This window comes from Natrinema pallidum, assembly GCF_005890195.1.
GTDB lineage: Archaea > Halobacteriota > Halobacteria > Halobacteriales > Natrialbaceae > Natrinema > Natrinema pallidum.
Genome location: NZ_CP040637.1, coordinates 1,031,445 through 1,051,341, shown reverse-complemented (window position 1 = coordinate 1,051,341; position 19,897 = coordinate 1,031,445). Strand labels below are relative to the sequence as shown.

The 19,897-nt window shown below is 63.8% G+C and carries 18 protein-coding genes and 1 pseudogene; 10 read left to right on the top strand and 9 right to left on the bottom strand.

The window, feature by feature from the left end:
- Nucleotides 1-33: 33 nt before the first annotated feature.
- The gene (locus FGF80_RS05065; RefSeq protein ID WP_138652584.1) at nt 34-777 is read right to left on the bottom strand and encodes a CAP domain-containing protein; all 744 of its coding nucleotides are present in this window, start codon (nt 775-777) and stop codon (nt 34-36) included.
- A gap of 114 nt (nt 778-891) precedes the next feature.
- Entirely contained in the window at nt 892-1,203 is a 312-nt protein-coding gene (locus FGF80_RS05060; protein WP_008453553.1) for a lycopene cyclase domain-containing protein, read from the bottom strand.
- A gap of 105 nt (nt 1,204-1,308) precedes the next feature.
- On the opposite strand from FGF80_RS05060, the gene FGF80_RS05055 reads away from it, so the two are divergent.
- A complete protein-coding gene (locus FGF80_RS05055; protein ID WP_006184298.1) occupies nt 1,309-2,466 on the top strand; it encodes a CBS domain-containing protein in 1,158 nt (385 codons plus the stop codon).
- A gap of 199 nt (nt 2,467-2,665) precedes the next feature.
- Here the strand turns inward: FGF80_RS05055 and radB are convergent, their stop codons facing one another.
- Nucleotides 2,666-3,397 carry a DNA repair and recombination protein RadB gene (gene radB / locus FGF80_RS05050; protein ID WP_006184299.1) on the bottom strand — a complete coding sequence of 244 codons (732 nt, stop codon included), beginning with the start codon at nt 3,395-3,397 and terminating at the stop codon, nt 2,666-2,668.
- A gap of 96 nt (nt 3,398-3,493) precedes the next feature.
- On the opposite strand from radB, the gene FGF80_RS05045 reads away from it, so the two are divergent.
- Nucleotides 3,494-4,261 (top strand): hypothetical protein, encoded by a 768-nt coding sequence (locus FGF80_RS05045; protein WP_138652582.1) that lies wholly within the window; start codon nt 3,494-3,496, stop codon nt 4,259-4,261.
- Nucleotides 4,262-4,417: 156 nt separating this feature from the next.
- On the opposite strand, the gene FGF80_RS05040 is transcribed toward FGF80_RS05045, so the two are convergent.
- Nucleotides 4,418-5,932, bottom strand: coding sequence for a hypothetical protein (locus FGF80_RS05040; RefSeq protein ID WP_175416982.1), 1,515 nt, complete (start codon nt 5,930-5,932; stop codon nt 4,418-4,420).
- A 742-nt stretch (nt 5,933-6,674) separates the two neighbouring features.
- Between FGF80_RS05040 and FGF80_RS05035 the strand changes: the two genes are divergently transcribed.
- Nucleotides 6,675-7,061, top strand: coding sequence for a hypothetical protein (locus tag FGF80_RS05035; protein ID WP_006184303.1), 387 nt, complete (start codon nt 6,675-6,677; stop codon nt 7,059-7,061).
- 777 nt (nt 7,062-7,838) lie between these two features.
- Here FGF80_RS05035 and FGF80_RS19520 read toward each other — a convergent pair.
- Nucleotides 7,839-8,218, bottom strand: a pseudogene (locus FGF80_RS19520) (transposase); the annotation flags it as partial.
- A gap of 435 nt (nt 8,219-8,653) precedes the next feature.
- Here FGF80_RS19520 and FGF80_RS05030 point away from each other — a divergent pair.
- The 4 genes from FGF80_RS05030 (at nt 8,654) to FGF80_RS05015 (ending at nt 14,508) form a co-directional block, all read left to right on the top strand.
- Nucleotides 8,654-9,439 carry a hypothetical protein gene (locus tag FGF80_RS05030; RefSeq protein WP_049907867.1) on the top strand — a complete coding sequence of 262 codons (786 nt, stop codon included), beginning with the start codon at nt 8,654-8,656 and terminating at the stop codon, nt 9,437-9,439.
- A gap of 424 nt (nt 9,440-9,863) precedes the next feature.
- Complete coding sequence (locus tag FGF80_RS05025; protein ID WP_006184306.1) at nt 9,864-10,079, top strand: hypothetical protein; 216 nt, start codon at nt 9,864-9,866, stop codon at nt 10,077-10,079.
- Nucleotides 10,080-11,135: 1,056 nt separating this feature from the next.
- Nucleotides 11,136-11,756 (top strand): hypothetical protein, encoded by a 621-nt coding sequence (locus tag FGF80_RS05020; RefSeq protein WP_138652580.1) that lies wholly within the window; start codon nt 11,136-11,138, stop codon nt 11,754-11,756.
- A gap of 523 nt (nt 11,757-12,279) precedes the next feature.
- Nucleotides 12,280-14,508 carry a CDC48 family AAA ATPase gene (locus FGF80_RS05015; protein WP_006184308.1) on the top strand — a complete coding sequence of 743 codons (2,229 nt, stop codon included), beginning with the start codon at nt 12,280-12,282 and terminating at the stop codon, nt 14,506-14,508.
- Between the two features lie 270 nt (nt 14,509-14,778).
- Here FGF80_RS05015 and FGF80_RS05010 read toward each other — a convergent pair whose 3' ends face one another.
- Together FGF80_RS05010 and FGF80_RS05005 are read right to left on the bottom strand one after the other, a co-directional pair.
- Complete coding sequence (locus tag FGF80_RS05010; RefSeq protein WP_138652578.1) at nt 14,779-17,013, bottom strand: AAA family ATPase; 2,235 nt, start codon at nt 17,011-17,013, stop codon at nt 14,779-14,781.
- An 89-nt stretch (nt 17,014-17,102) separates the two neighbouring features.
- Nucleotides 17,103-17,741: a helix-turn-helix domain-containing protein gene (locus FGF80_RS05005; protein ID WP_006184310.1), complete on the bottom strand. Its 639-nt coding sequence runs from the start codon at nt 17,739-17,741 to the stop codon at nt 17,103-17,105.
- Nucleotides 17,742-17,827: 86 nt separating this feature from the next.
- Between FGF80_RS05005 and FGF80_RS05000 the strand changes: the two genes are divergently transcribed.
- Nucleotides 17,828-18,730, top strand: a complete 903-nt coding sequence (locus FGF80_RS05000) for a ribonucleotide-diphosphate reductase subunit beta (protein ID WP_006184311.1) — start codon at nt 17,828-17,830, stop codon at nt 18,728-18,730.
- A 40-nt stretch (nt 18,731-18,770) separates the two neighbouring features.
- Nucleotides 18,771-19,052, top strand: a complete 282-nt coding sequence (locus FGF80_RS19975; protein WP_455429712.1) for a DUF7128 family protein — start codon at nt 18,771-18,773, stop codon at nt 19,050-19,052.
- Here FGF80_RS19975 and FGF80_RS04995 read toward each other — a convergent pair.
- Together FGF80_RS04995 and FGF80_RS04990 are read right to left on the bottom strand one after the other, a co-directional pair.
- Nucleotides 18,954-19,199, bottom strand: a complete 246-nt coding sequence (locus FGF80_RS04995) for a DUF7508 domain-containing protein (RefSeq protein WP_138652576.1) — start codon at nt 19,197-19,199, stop codon at nt 18,954-18,956. The two genes, FGF80_RS19975 and FGF80_RS04995, sit on opposite strands and share 99 nt — an antisense overlap.
- Nucleotides 19,199-19,630: a DUF5796 family protein gene (locus FGF80_RS04990; RefSeq protein ID WP_138652574.1), complete on the bottom strand. Its 432-nt coding sequence runs from the start codon at nt 19,628-19,630 to the stop codon at nt 19,199-19,201. Before FGF80_RS04990 ends, FGF80_RS04995 begins: the two co-directional genes overlap by 1 nt.
- A gap of 34 nt (nt 19,631-19,664) precedes the next feature.
- Here FGF80_RS04990 and FGF80_RS04985 point away from each other — a divergent pair, with 34 nt between their 5' ends.
- Nucleotides 19,665-19,895, top strand: a complete 231-nt coding sequence (locus tag FGF80_RS04985) for a hypothetical protein (RefSeq protein ID WP_138652572.1) — start codon at nt 19,665-19,667, stop codon at nt 19,893-19,895.
- Nucleotides 19,896-19,897: the final 2 nt, after the last annotated feature.

Sequence of the window (19,897 nt, the reverse complement as noted above, 5' to 3'; positions counted from 1 at the left end):
GTCACTGCTCGAGGCGGTGTGTCCGACCGATGGTCACCACTCGCGACAGAAGTTCTGGCCCGCGTAGACGGAGCCGTCCGCGGCGATGTAGACGCCGACACCCGCGCGATCCCAGCGGGGCGTCTCGCCCGCTTCGAGGATCGCGTGCCGGTGGTCCGTGGAGTTCATCCACTGATTGACCAGCCCGTTCGCGAGGGCCTCGGCAGTCTGATAGCGGACGACATCGTTGCTGTCGGGCCGCTGGACGCGCCGATCGACCCACGTCATGGCGATATTCTCGCCGTACCCGCGACAGTAGCTGTCGACGTCCTCGAACCGGTCGTAGGGTCCTTCGCCGTCGGGATTCGTGTGTTCGAAGTACTCGTTTTGGGCCATATCATACGCGTGGGCGCGGGCGACGGACGCGACCGTCCCGTCCCACTCGAGAGGGGGGAGATCGTGCTCGGCCCGACGCTCGTTGATTTCGGCGTGGACGAAGTCCTCGACGGTGGGGGACCTGATCGTCTCGATATCGGTCTCGTAACTCGAGTTCCCGGGATCGTCCGAGTCGGTCACCGCGGGGGTGCGTTCGCCGGCCGGCGGCGGTTCGGAACTGGGCGAGGGTCCGTCCTCGAATCCGAGGCCGTCGATGAAAGTGGGCGCGAACAGCGCCGTTCCGAGCGCGAGCGAGCAGACGAGGGCGACGGCGACGAGAATCGTCGCGACGCCCCGAAGCAGCGCACGGTCAGTGCTCTCCGCCGTATCGGTTGCCGTCGCCGCGAGCCGCGGACCGTCCATTAGGTTACGTATCGATCTCCCGGTACAAGACAGTCGCGATCGCTTACATGAAGTGAGACAGGGTGTCCACGTAGCGAGGCGAACAGGACCCGTTGAAAACGGAAACCGGGCCTCTCAGCAGTTCGCGGCTCCGTCGCCGAAGATCGTCTCGTGAATCCCGATGACGAGTCCGGGGACGACCGCCATGAACAGGTGTTCCTCGAGCGGGATGCCGGCGATGTCGATGCCCGTCCGGAGTTTGATGTCGAAGACGCCCACGGCAAGGGTGTACCGGTCCCAGACGTAGGCGATCGGGTAGAGCGCGAGGACGGTCACCGCCGCCTTCCGAAGCGCGTTCGCGCGACGTAACAGGAGGGCGGCGACGGTACCCCAGACCACCTCCGTGAGGAGGTAGGTGTAGCGACCGAAGACGCTGATATCGAGCATCGGCCGCCGATTCAACGGCTAGTACAAAAACCCCCTGGGTGCTCCCCCATCGATAAAACGGGCAGTACCTTAAATACCTCTGCGACAGTAGCTACTCCTAGAAGGATGAATATCGCTGATATCGCCACCACGGAGTACATCGAAGTCGACGTCGGAACACGCATGGGGAAGGTCCGTTCGATGTTCGAGAACGGCAACCCCAAGGGAATCATCGTCACCGACGACGGGGAGTACGAGGGCGTCATCAGCGAGCGGGAGATCCTCCAATCCCACGTCGAGGACGACGCCAAGGTCGCGGCACTCACCAAACCGAGCCGAAGCACGCCGTCGCCCAAGGTCGACCGGCAGGAAGACGTCAGAGAGACCGCACGCGTGCTCGTCGAGAGCAACGCCAAGGTCGCGCCGGTTTTCGAGCACGGCGACCTCTGGGGTGTCATTACCGACGACGCCATTCTCGAGGCGGTTCTGGAGAACCTCGATACGCTGACCGTCGAGGACATCTACACCGCCGATCCGGTCACGCTCACCGAGGACGACGGGATCGGGAAGGCGATCAACCACCTGCGCGAGCACGGCATCTCCCGGCTGCCGATCATGAACGAAAACGGCTACCTCTCCGGGGTCGTGACGACCCACGATATCGCCGACTTCGTCATCCGGGAGAACCACACGACGACGACCGGCGATCGGGTCGGCGACACCCAGCGCCTGCTCGACGTGCCGGTCTACGACATCATGACGAGCCCCGTCGAGACGACGACGCTCGACGCCACCGCCAAGGACGCCGTCGAGACGATGCTCGAGAACGATTTCGCGGGACTGATGGTCACGCCGGCGGACGACGACCGCGTCGTCACCGGCGTCATCACCAAGACGGACGTCCTGCGCGCGCTGACGTTCACCGAGGAGGAGCACATGGACGTCCAGATCACGAACATCTCGATGCTCGATACCATCACCCGGGAGTCGATCGTCCAGAGCATCGAAGACGTCGCGGACAAGTACGCCGACATGCAGGTGATGCACGCTCACGTCCGCTTCCACGAGCACAACGAGAAGCTCCGCGGGACGCCGCTCGTGCAGTGTCAGATCCGCCTGCGGACGAACAAGGATCAGGTCGCCGGCACCGGCGAAGGCTACGGCGCGGAGAACTCGTTCCGGGTCGCGCTCGACAAACTCGAGCGCAACGTCTTGGAACTCAAAGGCGTCACCAGCGACGAGGAGTACCGCGGCCAGCTCCTGCGGAAGCTCAACCAGATCTAAGGCGGCGCACACCGCGCGCGAACTCGCGGCTCTCCCGGCGGTCGCGCCTTTTTTTCGAGAGACGACCCGGAAACCGGGTCGTAGCGACTGGGGTCCGGTAGGTCGTCGCACTCGCCGATCGGTTCCGGAACGTGGACGAACTGCCATCCGACCACGGACCGCGGCAAACGAACGCGGTCGGGACGGGCCGAACCGTGTGTCAGCCCCGTCGCGTGTCGTCTTCACCCTCGAGTCCGGTTTCGGTGATCCGGAACTGTGCCGATTCTCCGGCGGGCTTCGAGCGGTGTTTCTCCAGTGTCGCGCGTCGCTTCCCGGCGCGGAAGCGCTCGAGGCGGACGACCGTTCCGGTCCAGTGTTCCAGGGTGTTGCCGCCGAGTCCCTTGGTCCGATCCGAATCGGGATCGGCGAAGACCTGGTTGGTCAGGACGACCGCGAGATCGTGTTTTCGGGCCAGCGAGAGCAAATGCGTCACCTGCCGGGTGACGCTCCGGAGCGCCTCGCCCTCGTCACCGTCTGCGGTGCGCTCGAGGCGGTAGAAGCCGGTCGCGCTGTCCACCACGATCAGGTCCGCGCGCTCGGCGAACTCCTCGGCGTCGCGGACGGCTTCGGCCTGTTCCTCGAAGTCCAGTACGTCCTCGATGACGATTCGCGAGGCGACGGCCTCGATGTCGTCCGGCTCGGCCCCGTCTCGAGACGACTGGCCGGTGGTTGCCTCGAGCAACTGCTGGAAGCGGTCGACGGACACCCCCTCGGTGTCGATATAGACCGCAGTCCCGCCGTCGACGGCCGTTTCCACGGCCGCCGACAGCGCGAGGTTCGTCTTTCCGGCGGCCGGCGGGCCGTACAACTGCGTGACGGTGCCGCGTTCGAACCCCCCACCGAGCAACTCGTCGATCGGGCCACAGCCGGTCGGAATCGCCTCGTCGATCACGGTTCGAGTTGGGATGGGATGCGCAAAAAGGCCCCGGAACGGGCGGCCGCTCGCGGGTTGGGTACGTTTATTCTCCCCCGGCGCGAAGTCCGAGCCGTGATCGTCGTCGCTACGACGGACTTCGAGGTCTACCACGGCGTCGTCAACGAACTCCGCGACCGCGGAACCACGTTTACGACTATCGAGCCCGACACGGCGCTTCCCGAGCAGGCAACCGTCGTCGTCACCGGCGCGGATAACGCCGACGCCTTCGCGGACGTACCGACGATCGTCGCCGACCCCGACGACCCTCGGCGGACTGTCGACCGGGCGCTGGCGGCGGTTCGCGGCAACGGCGGCCGGACGGTCATCGGCGTCGATCCGGGAAAGGAACCCGGGATCGCCGTCCTGACCGGCGAGACCATCGTCGCGACGTTTCAGGTCCCCCTCGGCGACGCGGTCGACGTGATCCAGCGCGAGGCCGCCGAGGCCCCGTCGCCCCTCGTCCGGATCGGCGACGGCTCCCGCCTCGAGAGCGCGAAACTGGTCAACGAACTCGATACCGTGCAGGTCGAACTCGTCGACGAGACGGGGACGACCCCCTATCTCGGCACGGGCGCGCGGGGCATGGGCGACGTGCTGGCGGCGGTCAACATCGCCCGGCTCGAGGGGGAGGTCGTCGACGCACGCGAGATCGAACCGACGGAGGGGGAACTGCAGGTCATCAAGGACCGCTCGCGCGAGCGAAGCGAACACAACCGGGCGATCGACGAGGTGCTCGCCCGGCGTGTCGCCGCCGGTGACCTGACCGTCGACGAAGCCCTCGCCGAACATCGAGACGACGGGGACGGATCGGCACCACCGGACGACCCGGACGAGTCGTAGTCGGGTCCCGTCCCGGCTGCGCGGCCGTTCTCGATGATAGACTCGCATCCGTCGCACGACGGGACGCGCCGCTCGATGACGTCGGGTGAGGTCGAAAGAAACGAAGGTCGTCGGTCACGGTGGCCGAACGTCGGCCGTGTGACGGACTGGAATGCGTTACGCGCCGGCCCAGACGTTCGTCGACGCGACGGACGTGAGCTGGACGTTCTCGTTCTCCTGCAGGCTGATCTGTGAGCTACCGGCACTGCCGCCGTCTTCGGCGACCGCGACGGCGGTGTGTTGCTCGTTGAGGTTCTCCTGCGTGATGAGTTGGCTCTGCACGATCGCCGCGCTCGCGGTCTGCTCGGCGTCGTTCGTCTGGTTCGCGGTACCGGCGTAGTCGTACGACGCGCCGGGGATAGCCTCGCCCGCGTTGCCGTCGACCGTCACGGTCGTACTCGAGGTCCGGGTAACGTCGTCGGTGACGTAGCCGGGGCTCGCGTAGACGTTGATGGCGTCGGCGTAGCCGACCTGTGCGTTGTAGTTTTGCTGGTAGGCCAGCTGAATCGCGGTGGATTCGCTACCGTTCTGTGCGATGGCCAGTGCGGTGTTTTGCAGGTTGATGTTTCGCTGTTCGACCGCCTGCTCCTGAGCGACGCCGGCGGTCGCGACCTGTTCGCCGTCGATCCCGTCTTTCTTGTCCTCCTTGTCCGGTTCGCCGACGTCGGTCTCGGTCGAGAGGATGTCACCGCTGACATTGCCCGCGGTCGCGACGTTCATTCCGGTGGCCGTTGCCATCAGGTTCGAGGCGTCGACGCTTCCGATCTGTTCGTTGAGGTTGCTCTGGTCGGTGAACTGGATCGCCGTGGCGGTACTGTTCTCGCCGATGGCGATGGCGACCGCACCGCCCTGTTCGTTGACGTTCTCCTGGACGACGTCCTGTGACTGCTCGAGCAGCGCGTCGGCGTCCTGGCCCGTGCTCGAGCCAGCGCCGTGGTCACCCGACTTGTCCTTCTTGTGCCCGACTTTGCCGTCACCGAGGTAGACGTTCGAGGCGTTGGCCATCCCCTCCTGGAGGTTCTCGTTTCGCTGGTAGGACTGCTGGAGCGCGGTCGCATCGCTGTCGTCCATCGCGAAGGCGAAGGCGGTGCTCTGGTTGTTGTAGTTGACCTGCCCGACCGTCTGGGACTGGGCAACGCTGGCAACCGCTTCCTGTGTGATCGTCTCATCGCCCTTCTTGTCCTTGACCCCCCAGCCATCGAACTGCTGGTCGCCGCCGTTGCCGATAATGATGTTGACATCGCCGACGTTCTCGAACTGGGTTGTCGCGGTCTCTACGCTCCCGCTCTTGGAGATCGCCTCGCCGCTCTGGACGTTATCGTTCTCCTGGTTCGATTCCTGGATGGCGGTTGCCTCGCCGCCGTCGATCGCGATCGACACCGCAGAGCCTTGCTCGTTGATGTTGACCTGATCGACGTCCTGGTATTGAACGATCTCGGTATCGGCATTACTCGAGTCGTCCGCGTGTTCGTCGACGTACTCCTCGAGCGACTGGTCGCTCAAATCGGCACCGAACACGAGATAGAGTTCCTCACCCTCCTCGAGTGCGTGTACCGTTCCGGCATCCAACTCACCCTCTCCGCCTGCGGTCGCAGCCGGCACGCCGGCCGCGACCATCGACAGGGCGATCATACAGGACAGAAAGAGTGTCGTAGTTCGTGAGCGTCTCGTTGTAGTGGTTGTCATTGATCGTGTGATCTGTATCGTGATGGTCGTTTGTTTCTGAATCTCTGCGATGCAAACCATCCTATCCGCATGAGTCCCTTTGTTATCGACAGGTTGGCGGCAGTATGAAGCGGCCTATGGATTCGAAGGCCGCTGCTTATCCGTGGAAATCGGCGGCTTCTCGATCGGATACCGGCCCACGGTTCCGCAACCGAAAGCATCTTATCGCAAACGAAGGCGGTCGTAACCGTGCCGAATCAAACCGAAGCGAACGCTCACGATACGTGGACCGTTTCGGCCGCCGAATTCGAATATTAGCGCACAAGAGTCGCGTACCGATCATTTCACAGGGAGTGATCTCGGTCCCGAGGCGGTCGAACGCGACGGAGAGGAGACACACCCGATAACGTCCTCGAAACGAGGACAAGTACTCGACTGCCGGCCGCTGAACGGTCCACCTGAGACGATAGCCACCCCAATCAGGTGCTCTAATGCCGCTATTCGGTCCGAAACCGTTTGCCGGGTTCAAATGGGTCCCTGTGATGAGTAGCGACCGGGCAACGCGCCATATCGGGACGCTACCGGGAGAAGGCTGCCTGTTCGCGACCAGCGACAGCGCCGCCTGACGAGGAGTGTCCTCCCGTATGGATGCGCTCCGGTGTGGTTAGACGCGTGGTGCCCGACTGCACAGCGGTGACCGCAATCCACTATGAAACGCACACTCACGCTCGCACTGACGGTAGCACTGATCGGCGGCCTCGCTTTCATGGGGTTCGCCGGAACAGCAGCGGCACAGCCGGAGTTCAATCAAGACGTTAATTCCTCCGTGGATATCGATCAGGACTCGGACGCGACGACGACCATAAACAACGATCAGAGTAACAGCAACTCACAGACCCAGATCGCAGCATCGTTCGCCAGTTCGGACGAAAGCTACTCGAAGACTGTTGCGCTCCAGAACCAAGACGTCGACCAGAACAACGTCAACGTCGTTGACGACGTGTACACGATCTCCGCGAACCAGGCCAACGACAACGACGCCAATGCGACCGGGATCGACGTCGACGTTGACTTCCCGGCAAATCTCATCACTTAAGGATAGCAGCCCACGTTAGCAACAGCGTACGCTTTTATTTTTGGAGTCTAGCGGAGAGACTACTGTTGTCCACCTCGAGAGAGCGAAGAGCGAAGATATCGGCGGCGAGCTGCGGCGTCGATCGCCACTGGGTGTTACGGGCGACGACTGCGCGTTCGCCGTGCAACCCGTCTCGAACCGACCACCCACCGTCGTACGACGCGCTTCTGCAGTCGCCCTCGTCGACCGCCCTGCCCGCGATCGTCACGGTGCTCGTACTCGCCGCCTTGATCTCGAGTGCATCAGATCGCTCACCGTTCCGGTCTCCTCGGTCCGTATTTGGGTGACGGGCTCTCGAGTCGCGACCTGGTGACCGCCTCGAGTGGTCTATCGGAGCCACTGCACACCCGATTGCACGACAGTTGTGCAGTGACTCCGATAGTTCCGTGGCGGCTTGTTTAGACGCGGAACAACAATGCGTTCCACGCACTTGACCCGACGAATCGGTCTGTCGGGTTAATTGGATTACCGGCGCAGGAATCACCGCGCTTATTGAATTCTCAACAAGACTGCTAACTATGGAGACTATCGTGAGAGGGGCGATCTCGGTCGTGCTTGCGTTGTTTGTCGGGGTTTCAATCTCATTCATGCTGAGTCCGGACCCGACGGGAATCACTCCGATACTCCTCGGACTGGGTCTGACAGGTGTTCTGATTCCAGCCTGCTATTTCGTACTCTACAGAACGGTTACAGATCAGCAGGCTTCGTCTTGATCGGTTCAGTCGATGCTAACCGAAATCAGGAAGGCGGTTCGATATTCCTCACAGCCGCTTTTAGAATACGGTCCGGAACTGTCCGAACCATGTCCGAGACCGGAGCGTGTCACTGTCCCGCTGCTTGAGCGCAACGAAGACGGCCTCAACTACTGCTCGGTGATGATGGGTGACATCATTATGCCGACCGTTGTCCGCCAAATCAAGTGGATGACACTCACGGTGGTTGATCAGTAGCCGAACGCCGGCTTCCCGAAGTTCTTCACGCAAATCGTCCAGTCATATCCGTTGTCAGCGGTACCGGTCCGTAATCGGTTGCGATTCCGCGTGAGTCCCCTGCCGCCCAACTCGGGTATCGTGAGGCTGCTTCATCGAACAGTACATATCCAGGGTCGTACTGGTTTCCGTTCCGTGGTGTTCTGACGGGTTGTACCGTTGATCTCGAACAGCAGTAGTGAGATGCTATTCGCCGGTGGCGAATATGGCCGGCAAGTACGTTGTGCTCAAATTCGGACGCAGAGACAGGTTATATCCGTCTCTGCCCCCATCGGATTGGGGACAACGAGTTGATATTCCGTATCGGCTACTAAAAAACAGCTACTGGCAGTAGTTTCGGAGAACGCTCGAGCGGTACACTGTAGGGCAGGAGTAGGGTTCTGAACGGTATTCAGCCTTCATATGGAACACTGCGGTCGGGATCGACCAGGTGACGCATCGTGATACGCGGGCATTCGCAGTCAAAGAACGACGGAGTGGTGGAGTGATCGAAACGATCCGTGTCCTATCGAAGGGCCCGCTTGTACACGGTGCGCTCGCCCAGACGAACACAGCAACCTAACTATGAGACGAACATCCACGGTACTACTGACGCTCGCGTTAATTGGAAGCCTGGCGGTCATGGGCTTTGCAGGAACGGCAGCTGCAGGTGGTGAGCATCACGACGACGACGACGACAAGCGGATCGGTGACCTGGGGATCGCAGAGACGAACATCGAGCAGGGACAAGACGTTTCCCAGGTGAACCAGATCGAACAGAACGCGCTCCAGTTCGCCGATCAGAACGCGACCGGGGTCGACGTTGACTTCAACGAGCGCGTGATGGATGGCGGCGATAACGGTGCTGACGGGACCCAGCCGGGTATTCAGACCGTCACGTTCACCCAATCGGAAGGACCGAACCCAGTCGCCGTGTTCGAATGGGACGGAGACGAGTTCGTCCTTATCGACTCCATCCAGTCGGTCGAAGTGGGTGATATCACCGTGACCGCGACTGCGTTCAACGAGCAGGGAGAACCGATCGAAGCGACGTATACCCTCAACGATGGGCTGCCGCCTGGACAGGCCCCGACCACTGCAACTGTCGCGTCGAACGGGCAGACGTGTGACTTCACTGTCCCTGAGGTGACCGGTGCACCTGATCTCCCCGTTAGCGGAACGGTGTCCGTGTGTTCGACCGACGGCAACGGCGATAACGGTGGCACTGGTGGCGTCACCATCGACGGCTCTACCGGCGACCAAACGATCAATCAGACGCTGGAACAGTCGGTCGACGCGTCCAACAATAACGGGCAGACCGCCAACGGGTCCGCATTCAGCGGCAATCTGGCCGCACTCATCGCTGGCTGAGAGGGTCGCTCTCCGGCCGATTCCACGTTCGCTTTTTTATACGTTGTGCTCGAGTCGATTAGGCGACCGTATCGACCAGACGACTGGCCCGACTCGAGGCCGAGTGACGGCGACTCCGGATGCCATGTTCGCGGTCACGGAGTCGCATCGAGCCCTGCCGCTCGAGGCGGTATCCTTACGGGGCGTTAACAGTAGATATAAGTGACAACCCATCAAACTGAAAACCGGAAGCCGGTCTCCAGCGGCAAGGGGGCGTATCGAAATGCCCCGGGTGGTCATAGCACCCGAGACTCGCTTCCAAACCCGCGAGGGTTCCGAAGCATGATTACGTTGATTCTACCGGGATATAAACGTCCCGCACGACGGCAGAACCGCCCGACGCGACCAGTGTCGACGCCGCGTTCGATCGGGAGGTGCGTTCGCGATGTGTAGCGAGGGGACGGGAGATGGCGACGACGGCCGAATGGACGACTCGGCGCTGCTCTCGTGTCCCAGTTGCGGGCAGCCCATTACCGCGCTGACATCGACCGGCCCCCATACTGGCGTCGTCAGGCCCTGTGGCTGTTCGGTCGCACCTGGGCTGCTCCACCGCGAGACTGACAGCGGCAGCCACCGCGAGACCGACCGCAGCGACGAGTAATCGGGGCTCGGCGCTCGAGTCCAGTCGTCTCCGATCGGCACACCGTCCTCCACGGCGGAACCAGCAGTGGATCGCGTGGCGAACTGCCAGCGTCTCGAGCGTGGTGTGTAACTGGGACTGACGGGAGCGAAGCGTCCGACCCTCGGGGCAGGGAGTGACCGCGTCCTTCCCCTTCCCAGCCGATTCGCTCGCTCAGCCACCGCCGGAGCACGCGCTGCCAACGCCTCGCACGCTGTCGTCGACTGCCCTCGGTCTCCCCCGGGTAGTCGACAACGCGCGCCACCGCGTGCCACCAGTCGGGAGTGATTCGTAGACCCCCTGTACAGAGCGGTTCGATGACGCCGATCTCACGAATCGGAGCGCTGGTGGCCCCAGCCCGGCCGCCAGGACACTCGAAGCGGTCGCTCCTACCGAACGGTCGCGGCCGTCGGTAGGCACACCGCGATCCCAGTCCGCCACCGGTCCGCCCCGGGAGTAGACCGGCCGACGAAACGGAAGGTCGTCGTTAGGGACTGTCGGTAGTAGGTCGGCGTTCGGCTCGCCGCGATCGACCAGCGGGTCCCGATGGCGACGGCGAGACGACGATTTTCGTCTCGAGCCCTCGCTTCGAATCGGTCGAAAACCGTAACAACGGCGGCCGTTGCCGGGGTACGTGGTCGTTCCGTCGGGAGCCGTCCGATCGGCAAGCGACCGACTCGCTCTCCGCCTTCCTGAATTATGATATTCGTGATATGATCGGCGAAGCTGATACGAGCGCTGTAATTCGGTCGCAGCGGTATATCAGCCCCCTAACTCCGTTCTACAATACCGATTCTTACACGTTGAAACGATTTAGTTTCGCCGATTTTATACAATCTTCTCAGACACACAATTTAGATATCGACTATCAGTTTGAACGGTGTTTCGCCTTCATATGGCCGTACACGGTCGATTTCGACGGGTGATCCGCATGGAAAAGCGAGTCACGGCCGACGCGCGATGCGGTGAGCCGTGACAACCCGTGTCCCATCGGGCAGCGTTCGACTCCGTGTGTGATCATCCGAGCTTCAGGAAACTATGAAACGGATATTCACTGCACTGTTGACAGTCGCCCTCGTCGGAAGCATGATGGTTGCAGGTGTTGCCGGCACGGCAACCGCAGGCCAGAACGAAAACACCGACGCGGACGCGATCGACTCCATCACGTTTTACAACGACGATGGCGATCTCGAGCAGTTCGCCAAGGCGACGTGGACCGGCGACGAGTTCGTGATCGAAAAACTGGACGGCAACGACGATGTCTCCCTGATCCCCACGGAGTACACCGACGACGGCCCGGTCGAAGTCGAGTGGACGTACGAAGGGTACGTCGGCAGCGACCACCCGGATCTGGTCCGCGTCACCGCCGGCGGTGAGACGTGCGACTACGCGGTCGACTCGAGCACCTATCCGTTCACCGGCACGGCGACGGCGTGTGACTTCGCCGATGATGACGGCGATAGCGAGGACGGCGATGGCGAGGACGGCGAAGACGACAACGCTGACGACGGTGAGGAAACTGATGGCGACGACGAGTACGAGGTCCCCGACGACGAGACGATCGACGAGGCTGTCGACGGAATCGTCGACTCGACGACCGACTCGGAAACTCAGACGTCGTCCGCGATTGCTGACCTGGTCGGACTCCTCCTCGGCTGAGGAGCCCCTCCATCGCGATATCGCTTTTTCGACCGCCGACGAGACGAGTCGGTCGGCCCGCGCTCGACGGCCGCTTCCGTGCTCTCGATCGGCAGGCTCGCAGATACCCGTCACGAGTGGCCGAGCCGTGGCTTCTGCATCGGTACAGCTACGTCCCGTGTGCCCGCGTCCGCGACCGTCCCGTCCGTTCAGCACCTCGGGGAATGCGTCATCGAGGGTGGTCTCGAGGGCAAGGGGTCGGCACCGGCGTCGAGAAACCCGGCGATGAGCATGTCGCCGCTGGTACCCATTCGACCGTCGAAAGCGAGGAGTCGTGTGTCGCTCCGTTCGCGAAGACCCAAAAGCCACTCTCCCCGTCGCATTCGGCCGGTCCCGAAAGGGCCAAAACCAACCGAGGCCGGTACATCTTTGTAACGTCCGGTCCTACCTGTGTGTGATAGCTACTAGCACAGGAAATGACTCACACTAGCAAAAAGCCTATCCGCGCACGAATCGGAGTCATTGACATCGCCGTCCCTAAAATATGAACGAAGTTCAACTGGAGGTTGCGAAGGCGTACCCGAACGACTCGGGTCGTGGTATCGCCCGACTCGACCCGGACACGCTGTTGCATCTGAAGCTGAGTCCGGGCGACATCATCGAGATCGAGGGTGCAGATACGACTGCTGCGAAAGTCTGGCGTGCAGACCGGCAGGACTGGAACACGGACACCGTCCGTATCGACGGGTTCACCCGACAAAACGCCGATGTCGGTATCGGCGAACGGGTGACCATCCGGAAGGCGGAAGCGACGAAAGCCGACAAACTGGTGCTCGCACCGCCCGAGGAGGCGTCGGTGCAGTTCGGTTCCGACGCCGCCGGCATGGTGAAACGGCAGATCCTCAAGCGGCCGGTCGTCGGTCGCGACATCGTTCCGGTGATGTCCTCGACGAACCATCCGTTCATGCGGTCGCCGGGCCAGGCGATCCCGCTGATCGCCGTCGAGACCGAACCCGAGGGAGTGGTCCTCATCACTGAAGATACCGACGTCGAACTCCGCGAGGAGCCCATCTCGGGCTTCGAGAAGACCGGCGGCGGCATCACCTACGAGGACATCGGCGGCCTCCAAAACGAGATCCAACGGGTCAGGGAGATGGTGGAGCTCCCGATGAAACACCCGCAGATCTTCAAGAAGCTCGGCATCGAGCCGCCACAGGGCGTGCTCCTCCACGGGCCGCCGGGCACCGGGAAGACCCTGCTGGCCAAAGCGGTCGCCAACGAGACCTCCGCCAGTTTCTTCTCTATCGCCGGGCCGGAGATCATCTCGAAGTACTACGGCGAGTCCGAACAGCAACTCCGGGAGATCTTCGAGGACGCCACCGAGGAGTCGCCGTCGATCATCTTCATCGACGAACTCGACTCCATCGCGCCGAAACGCGAAGACGTCACCGGCGAGGTCGAGCGACGGGTCGTCGCCCAGCTGCTGACGATGATGGACGGCCTCGAGTCCCGGGGCCAGGTCATCGTCATCGCGGCGACCAACCGCGTCGACAGCGTCGATCCGGCGCTGCGCCGTCCCGGCCGCTTCGACCGCGAGATCGAGATCGGCGTCCCCGACGAAACGGGCCGCGAGGAGATCCTCCAGATCCACACCCGCGGCATGCCCCTCTCGGACGATGTCAGTCTCGGCCACCTCGCCGACGAGACCCACGGCTTCGTCGGGGCCGACATCGAGAGCCTCACCAAGGAGGCCGCGATGAAGGCGCTCCGGCGCTACCTCCCCGAAATCGATCTCGACGAGGAGGATATCCCGCCGAGCCTGATCGACCGGATGATCGTCAAACGCGAGGACTTCCGGGGCGCGCTCAACGAGGTCGAACCGAGCGCGATGCGGGAGGTGCTGGTCGAACTCCCGAAGATCTCGTGGGACGACGTCGGCGGACTCCAGGACGCCAAGGATCAGGTCCAGGAATCCGTCGAGTGGCCCCTCTCGAGCCCCGAGCGGTTCGACCGGCTGGGCGTCGATCCGCCGGCCGGAGTGTTGCTGTACGGCCCGCCGGGGACCGGGAAGACGCTGATGGCGAAAGCCGTCGCCAACGAGACCAACGCGAACTTCATCTCGGTGCGCGGCCCGCAGCTCCTCAGCAAGTGGGTCGGCGAGTCGGAGAAAGCCATCCGCCAGACCTTCCGCAAGGCCCGCCAGGTCTCGCCGACGGTGATCTTCTTCGACGAACTCGACGCGCTCGCGCCGGGCCGGGGCGGTGAAACCGGTTCGAACGTCTCCGAACGGGTCGTCAACCAGCTCCTGACCGAACTCGACGGGTTAGAGGAGATGGGCGACGTGATGGTCATCGGCGCGACCAACCGCCCAGACATGATCGACCCCGCACTACTGCGCTCGGGGCGCTTCGATCGACTCGTCATGATCGGCGAACCCGACGTCGACGGCCGCGAACGCATCCTCGAGATCCACACCGAGAACACGCCGCTGGCCGCGGACGTCACGCTGCGCGAGATCGCCGAGATCACGGACGGCTACGTCGGCAGCGACCTCGAGTCGATCGCCCGCGAGGCGGCGATCGAAGCCCTGCGCGAGGACGAGGAGGCCGATATCGTCGAGATGCGTCACTTCCGGCAGGCTATGGAGAACGTCCGGCCGACGATCACCGACGATATCCTCGACTACTACGAGCAGATCGAAGAGGAGTTCCAGGGCGGCACGAGCGGCCCCGATCCGACGGGTCGTCGCGGGAGTCGCATCGGATTCCAGTAGTCGCAGTCGTCGACCACCCCGGCCCTGGGTGGTGCGTTTCGTTTTCGGCGGGGACTTCTCTTGAGCGCCGATAGCCAGCGATCCGCGTCCGACTCGGTAGCGTCACGATCGTCAGCGACGGCGGCCACTGTGTTCGCTGGCCAAGCCGAGTCGATCACCCTCGGCTGAGCGTTCGCGTGGCGTCCAACGGACGTCCTCGCAGCAGTTGGTGTCACGGGAACGTGATCGGTTCTTCGACGCCGATCCGGTCGCCCACCATCCACCACCGGCTTATACTGTGTCCATTTCCTCCCGCGCGGCCTCGAGGTGCCGGCGGTCGACGACGACCTCCGACGCCCGTTCGTTCGCCGCCTCGGGTCCGTACTCGTCGGCGACCTCGCGGATCGCTCGCATCGAGGCGTTCCTGACCAGCGCCTCGAGATCGGCACCGGTGTACCCCTCGAGTTCGGCCGCGAGATCGCCGAGATCGATGTCGTCGGCCAGCGGTTTCCCTTCGGTGTGGACCCCGATGATCTTCTCTCGAGCCTCGAGATCGGGCTCGCCGACGAAGACGTGGGTGTCGAGCCGGCCGGGGCGCAACAGGGCGGGATCGATCTGGTCCTTGCGGTTGGTCGCGGCCAGCACGACGAGGTTGGGGTTTTCCCGCATCCCGTCGAGTTCGGTCAACAGCTGTGAGACGACGCGTTCGGTGACCTCTTGGCCCTCGCCGCGGGCGGCCGTGATCGCGTCGATCTCGTCGAAGAAGACGATCGACGGGGCCGACTGGCGGGCGCGTTCGAACACCTCGCGGATCGCCTTTTCCGACTCGCCGACGTAGCGATCGACGATCTCGGGACCGTCGACGCGGACGAAGTTGACGTCCGTTTCGCCCGCCAGCGCGCGGGCGAGCAGCGTCTTGCCGGTCCCCGGCGGGCCGTACAGCAGGACGCCGGAGGGCGGCTCGGTGTTGGTCTCTTCGAAGAGTCGGTCGTAGGTCAGCGGCCACTCGACGGACTCCCGGAGCGTCTGTTTCGCCTCCGAAAGCCCGCCGACATCGGAGAAGTCGGTGGTCGGCGACTCGGCGACGTACTCGCGCATCGCGGACGGCTCGACGGACGCGAGCGCGGCATCGAAGTGCGTTTTCCGGACCGTCGGGTTCCGGCTCCAGTCACGACGCTCGTCGGTCTCGGTCGGCCGGTCGCGGATCGCGGCCATCGCGGCCTCGCTCGCGACGGCGTCCAGGTCCGCACCGACGAAGCCGTGAGTCCGTCGCGCGATCGTATCGACATCGACGTCGTCGGCGAGGGGCATGCCGCGGGTGTGGACCTCGAGGATCTCGCGGCGACCGTCCTCGTCGGGGACGCCGATCTGGATCTCGCGGTCGAAGCGGCCGCCCCGACGGAGCGCGGGGTCGATCGTATCGACGCGATTGGTCGCGCCGATGACGATCACCTCGCCGCGAGCGTCGAGGCCGTCCATCAGGGTCAACAGCTGGCCGACGATCCGATTTTCGGCGTCGCCATCGTCGTCGCGCGTGCCGGCGATCGAGTCGATCTCGTCGAAGAAGACGATCGTCGGTGCGTTCGCCTCGGCGGTCTCGAACACGTCGCGGAGCCGCTCCTCGCTTTCGCCTTTGTACTTCGACATGATCTCCGGCCCGGAGATCGTCTCGAAATTGGCGTCGACCTCGTTGGCCACCGCGCGGGCGATCAGCGTCTTGCCAGTCCCAGGCGGGCCGTACAGCAGGACGCCCGACGGGGGCTCGACGCCGAGCCGGCGGAACAGGTCCGGCTCGGACAGCGGAAGCTCGATCATCTCGCGGACGAGTTCGAGTTCCTCGTCCAATCCGCCGATGTCCTCGTAGGTGACGCCGGAACTCGGCCCGGGGCCGTCGATGCCGCCCTCGGAACCGGCGTCGGCGGTGACTGCCGTCCCCGACGAATCGGTCGAGCCGCGACCGCGATCGATCGTCCCGGAGCCGCTCGAACTCGCGATGCCGCCCGGTCCCGCCTCGGCATCGACGATCCGAACCGTCGTCGCGGTCGTGATTCGAACGTCGCCGTCGGGATCGGTGTCGGTGACCCTGAACGGCTGTTGGTCGATCCCTTCGATCCGTACCTGTTCACCGGCACGGACCGGTCGGTTTCGTAGTTTTTCCGTCGCTTCGTTCTCGGCGGCTCGTCGTTGGCGGTCGGGCAGTCCCGGTGGCGCGATCAGCGTGACCCGGTCGGCGTCGGTAATGGTCGACTTGTCCTTCGCACGGACGGCAACCGTGTCCCCGACGTGGACGCCGGCGTTCGCACGCGTGTCCCCGTCGATCTGGATGGCGGTCTCGGGGACCGACTGGTCGGCGGGCCACATCTTTGCGACCGTCGTCTCCGCGCCCTCGATCACGACGGTGTCGCCGCTCAGGATACCGAGCTGGCGACGCGTCGGTTCGGGAATCCGTGCGACTCCCCGGCCGGCGTCACCTTTCTCCGCAGCGCGGACCGACAGCGTCACGCCGTCCGATTCCGACGAACTCATACGCGTTCCTTTCGGGCCAGTCGCCTTGAGAATTGCCCTCTCCGGCAGTTTCCCGTCGCCGCCCGTTCGGGACAGGAACCGGCCACGGGTTACAGGGCGTTCTCGAGTAAGCGATCGATCCCGCGTCGCAATCGCTCGGAGGCCGACGGTGCCGAAATACCGAGTCGATCGCCGACGACTTCGGTCGAGGCCTCCCGCGGGACCGCGAAGTAGCCCGCTTCGTGGGCCGTGACGAGCGCCTCGTACTGTTCGTCGGTGAGACCGAACGGCGGGTCATCGGTCGACGACTCGCGGGTGAGTCGCTCGAGTTTGAACGTCCCGCCGCGGTCCGTACAGAACGCGCGATACTCCGCGAGCGCGTCCCGGTCGGGAAACCGGGCCCGCCCCCACCAACCGTCGACAGTAACGATGCCTCCCAGCGGGGTAGTCCCCAGTTCGACGTACTTCCGGTAGATCGGGAGCGGCGGGTTCCGCAATTTGATGCGGTACATCGCACTTCCCTCCCCGTTACCGTCGTCTATCGTCGTGTACGTGTCGACCGTCGGGTCCGCCGCGAGCGCCTCGAGAAACCCGTCGTCGGCCTCGACCGCACGGCAGAGGACGACCGGTCGATCGGGATCGATGACGAGTATCCGCTCGATGTAGAGCGTGACGTCCGGGACGGCCGCTACCGCGTCCGTCAACGGGAGGTCGGGGGAGTTGAGCTGAAACTCGGCGATGAGTCCCATAGCGGTCCTTCGATGGGAGAGTATATAAAGGCCCTACTGGATGAGATATAAGCTCATCGGACTGCGACGCATATGTTCGGGTGAGTATGGCCGTCAACGACCACCCCGCGATGCAACTCGATACGACGATTCGATCGCACAACTACTACCGAAACGCGGTCGAGAAACACTGGGACCCCCACGAGATCGATCTCGAGGCGGATCTCGAGGGCGTCGCCGAGCTCCCCGATTCCGCTTTCACGGGCCTCAAGCAGTCGCTCGCGCTGTTCGGTGCGGGCGAGCAGTCGGTGACCGAGGACCTCGCGCCGCTGGCGATCGTGCTGGGGGACATCGACGATCAGATGTTCATCACGACCCAGCTCTACGAGGAGTCGAAACACACCGACTTCTTCGATCGCTACTGGCGCGACGTGATCCACGCCGAAGAGGACCGACGCGGGCAGGAACGCTCCTCGCCGACCGACGAGCGGTGGTTCAACGAACCCTACGACGAACTGTTCGAGCGCAACGAGCGGGCGATGGCACGGCTGCTCGAGGAGGATACGGCCGAAACTCGAGCGCGCGCATACTGTCACTATCACCTGACGATCGAGGGGATTCTGGCCCAGACCGGCTACTACGGGCTCACCCTCGCCTACGGTGAGAACGAGCCCGACCTGCCCGATCTGCCGGGGCTGGTCGAGGGGCTCAAACTGATTCGCAGCGACGAGGGCCGTCACGTCGGCTTCGGGATGGCGAAACTCAAGGGACTCGTCAGCGACGGCGCGGTCGAGCCGGCCCTCCTCCGCGAGACGATCGACGAACTGGTGCCGCTCGTCCAAGAGAGTATCGCGGGCGACGAGGGGGCCAGTTCCGAGGACGGCCCCGGCCCGAACCCCGCCGATCTGGCCGACTACGCGTACACGAAACACGAACAGCGAATGCAACAGATCACCTCCGCGAGCGAGCAGATCCCGGCCGTCGAAGAGCTCACCGAACTCGACGCCTGATCGCGAGCGGTCCGGGCCGACGCCCCGACCGACGGCGACGGTGCCCGGAGAAACGCCTGTTCTCGTCCGTATCCACCGTCTCCCATGGTTGTCCAGACGGAGCACGACGACACCACCTGGGACGAGTTGTGAAACCTGCCGGCGTCTCTTCGACGAGCAGTCCGATGCTGCGGCACACGAAAAGCGGTGTGACGGCTCCGGTCCGACGGACATCCGGCAGCGGTTACTCGAGTCGGTCGCGGTGCTCGGCCGCGAGTTCGCCGGCCTCCTCGAGCGTGTGGGTCTCCGTCCAGCGGACGCGGTCGCCGTCCCCATAGGCTAGCGCGCTCTTGAGTTCGTCCCGGAGGACGCCGTGATCGATCGCCAGTACCGTCCCCGACCCGTCGCCGAGTTCGTAGACGCCGGGCCGATCCGGCGCGGCGGCGACCGTTTCTCGCTCGAGGTCACGCCAGGGTTTTTGCAGCGGCATTAGTCCGTCCCCTCGACGAGTTCGTAGGCGTGTTCGCTCATCTCGTCCTCGGCGAAGACGAACACCCGCCCGTCGACGACCGAGCGGTCGGCGTCGACGCGGATCGAATACGCCTCCGTCGCGACGGTGATGCCCGGGAACAGTTCCGTCTCGTCGTCGCGGTCGAGCATGACGCGACCGACGCCGGTCGTCTCGAGGATGTCGTCGTGCGTGTTCCGGTCGTTAACGTAGGTCATGACGCCCTCGACGCCGTCGGGATCGGTGACGAGGACGTGGACCTCCTTCCCCGGGGGGGTCGTTAGCGGCCCCTCGACGGGTTCGGGAGGGCCGTGGTAGAACACCTCTCGACCGTCGTGGTACTCGACGACCACGCCACCGTCGACGAAATCGACGCCGATCGTGCTGGGGGCGACGTCGTTGCGTGCACTCATACCGACTCGTTGGATCGGATCGGGGAAAAGCAGTGTGCTCTCCCGATCCGTCATCTCGAGTCACACTGCTCTCGTTTCGAACGCGAAATATCGAACACGTCGGCCGGACGCGGGAGCCGTCGCCTACATCTTCGAGGACATCGACGCCTCGATGCGTATCATGGAGCAACTCGACTTTCACGCCGGTCGCGACGGACTGGGCAGCGCCTTGCTCGGCCAGTGGCCGGATTCCGAAGCGGAGCGCTACCGACCGGTCGCCGCGTAGTC

Coding starts and splice junctions, on each gene's coding strand:
- FGF80_RS05065 (WP_138652584.1), bottom strand. CDS start 777: ATGGACGGTCCGCGGCTCGCGGCGACGGCAACCGATACGGCGGAGAGC.
- FGF80_RS05060 (WP_008453553.1), bottom strand. CDS start 1,203: ATGCTCGATATCAGCGTCTTCGGTCGCTACACCTACCTCCTCACGGAG.
- FGF80_RS05055 (WP_006184298.1), top strand. CDS start 1,309: ATGAATATCGCTGATATCGCCACCACGGAGTACATCGAAGTCGACGTC.
- FGF80_RS05040 (WP_175416982.1), bottom strand. CDS start 5,932: ATGATCGCCCTGTCGATGGTCGCGGCCGGCGTGCCGGCTGCGACCGCA.
- FGF80_RS05035 (WP_006184303.1), top strand. CDS start 6,675: ATGAAACGCACACTCACGCTCGCACTGACGGTAGCACTGATCGGCGGC.
- FGF80_RS05030 (WP_049907867.1), top strand. CDS start 8,654: ATGAGACGAACATCCACGGTACTACTGACGCTCGCGTTAATTGGAAGC.
- FGF80_RS05025 (WP_006184306.1), top strand. CDS start 9,864: ATGTGTAGCGAGGGGACGGGAGATGGCGACGACGGCCGAATGGACGAC.
- FGF80_RS05020 (WP_138652580.1), top strand. CDS start 11,136: ATGAAACGGATATTCACTGCACTGTTGACAGTCGCCCTCGTCGGAAGC.
- FGF80_RS05015 (WP_006184308.1), top strand. CDS start 12,280: ATGAACGAAGTTCAACTGGAGGTTGCGAAGGCGTACCCGAACGACTCG.
- FGF80_RS05010 (WP_138652578.1), bottom strand. CDS start 17,013: ATGAGTTCGTCGGAATCGGACGGCGTGACGCTGTCGGTCCGCGCTGCG.
- FGF80_RS05005 (WP_006184310.1), bottom strand. CDS start 17,741: ATGGGACTCATCGCCGAGTTTCAGCTCAACTCCCCCGACCTCCCGTTG.
- FGF80_RS05000 (WP_006184311.1), top strand. CDS start 17,828: ATGGCCGTCAACGACCACCCCGCGATGCAACTCGATACGACGATTCGA.
- FGF80_RS04995 (WP_138652576.1), bottom strand. CDS start 19,199: ATGCCGCTGCAAAAACCCTGGCGTGACCTCGAGCGAGAAACGGTCGCC.
- FGF80_RS04990 (WP_138652574.1), bottom strand. CDS start 19,630: ATGAGTGCACGCAACGACGTCGCCCCCAGCACGATCGGCGTCGATTTC.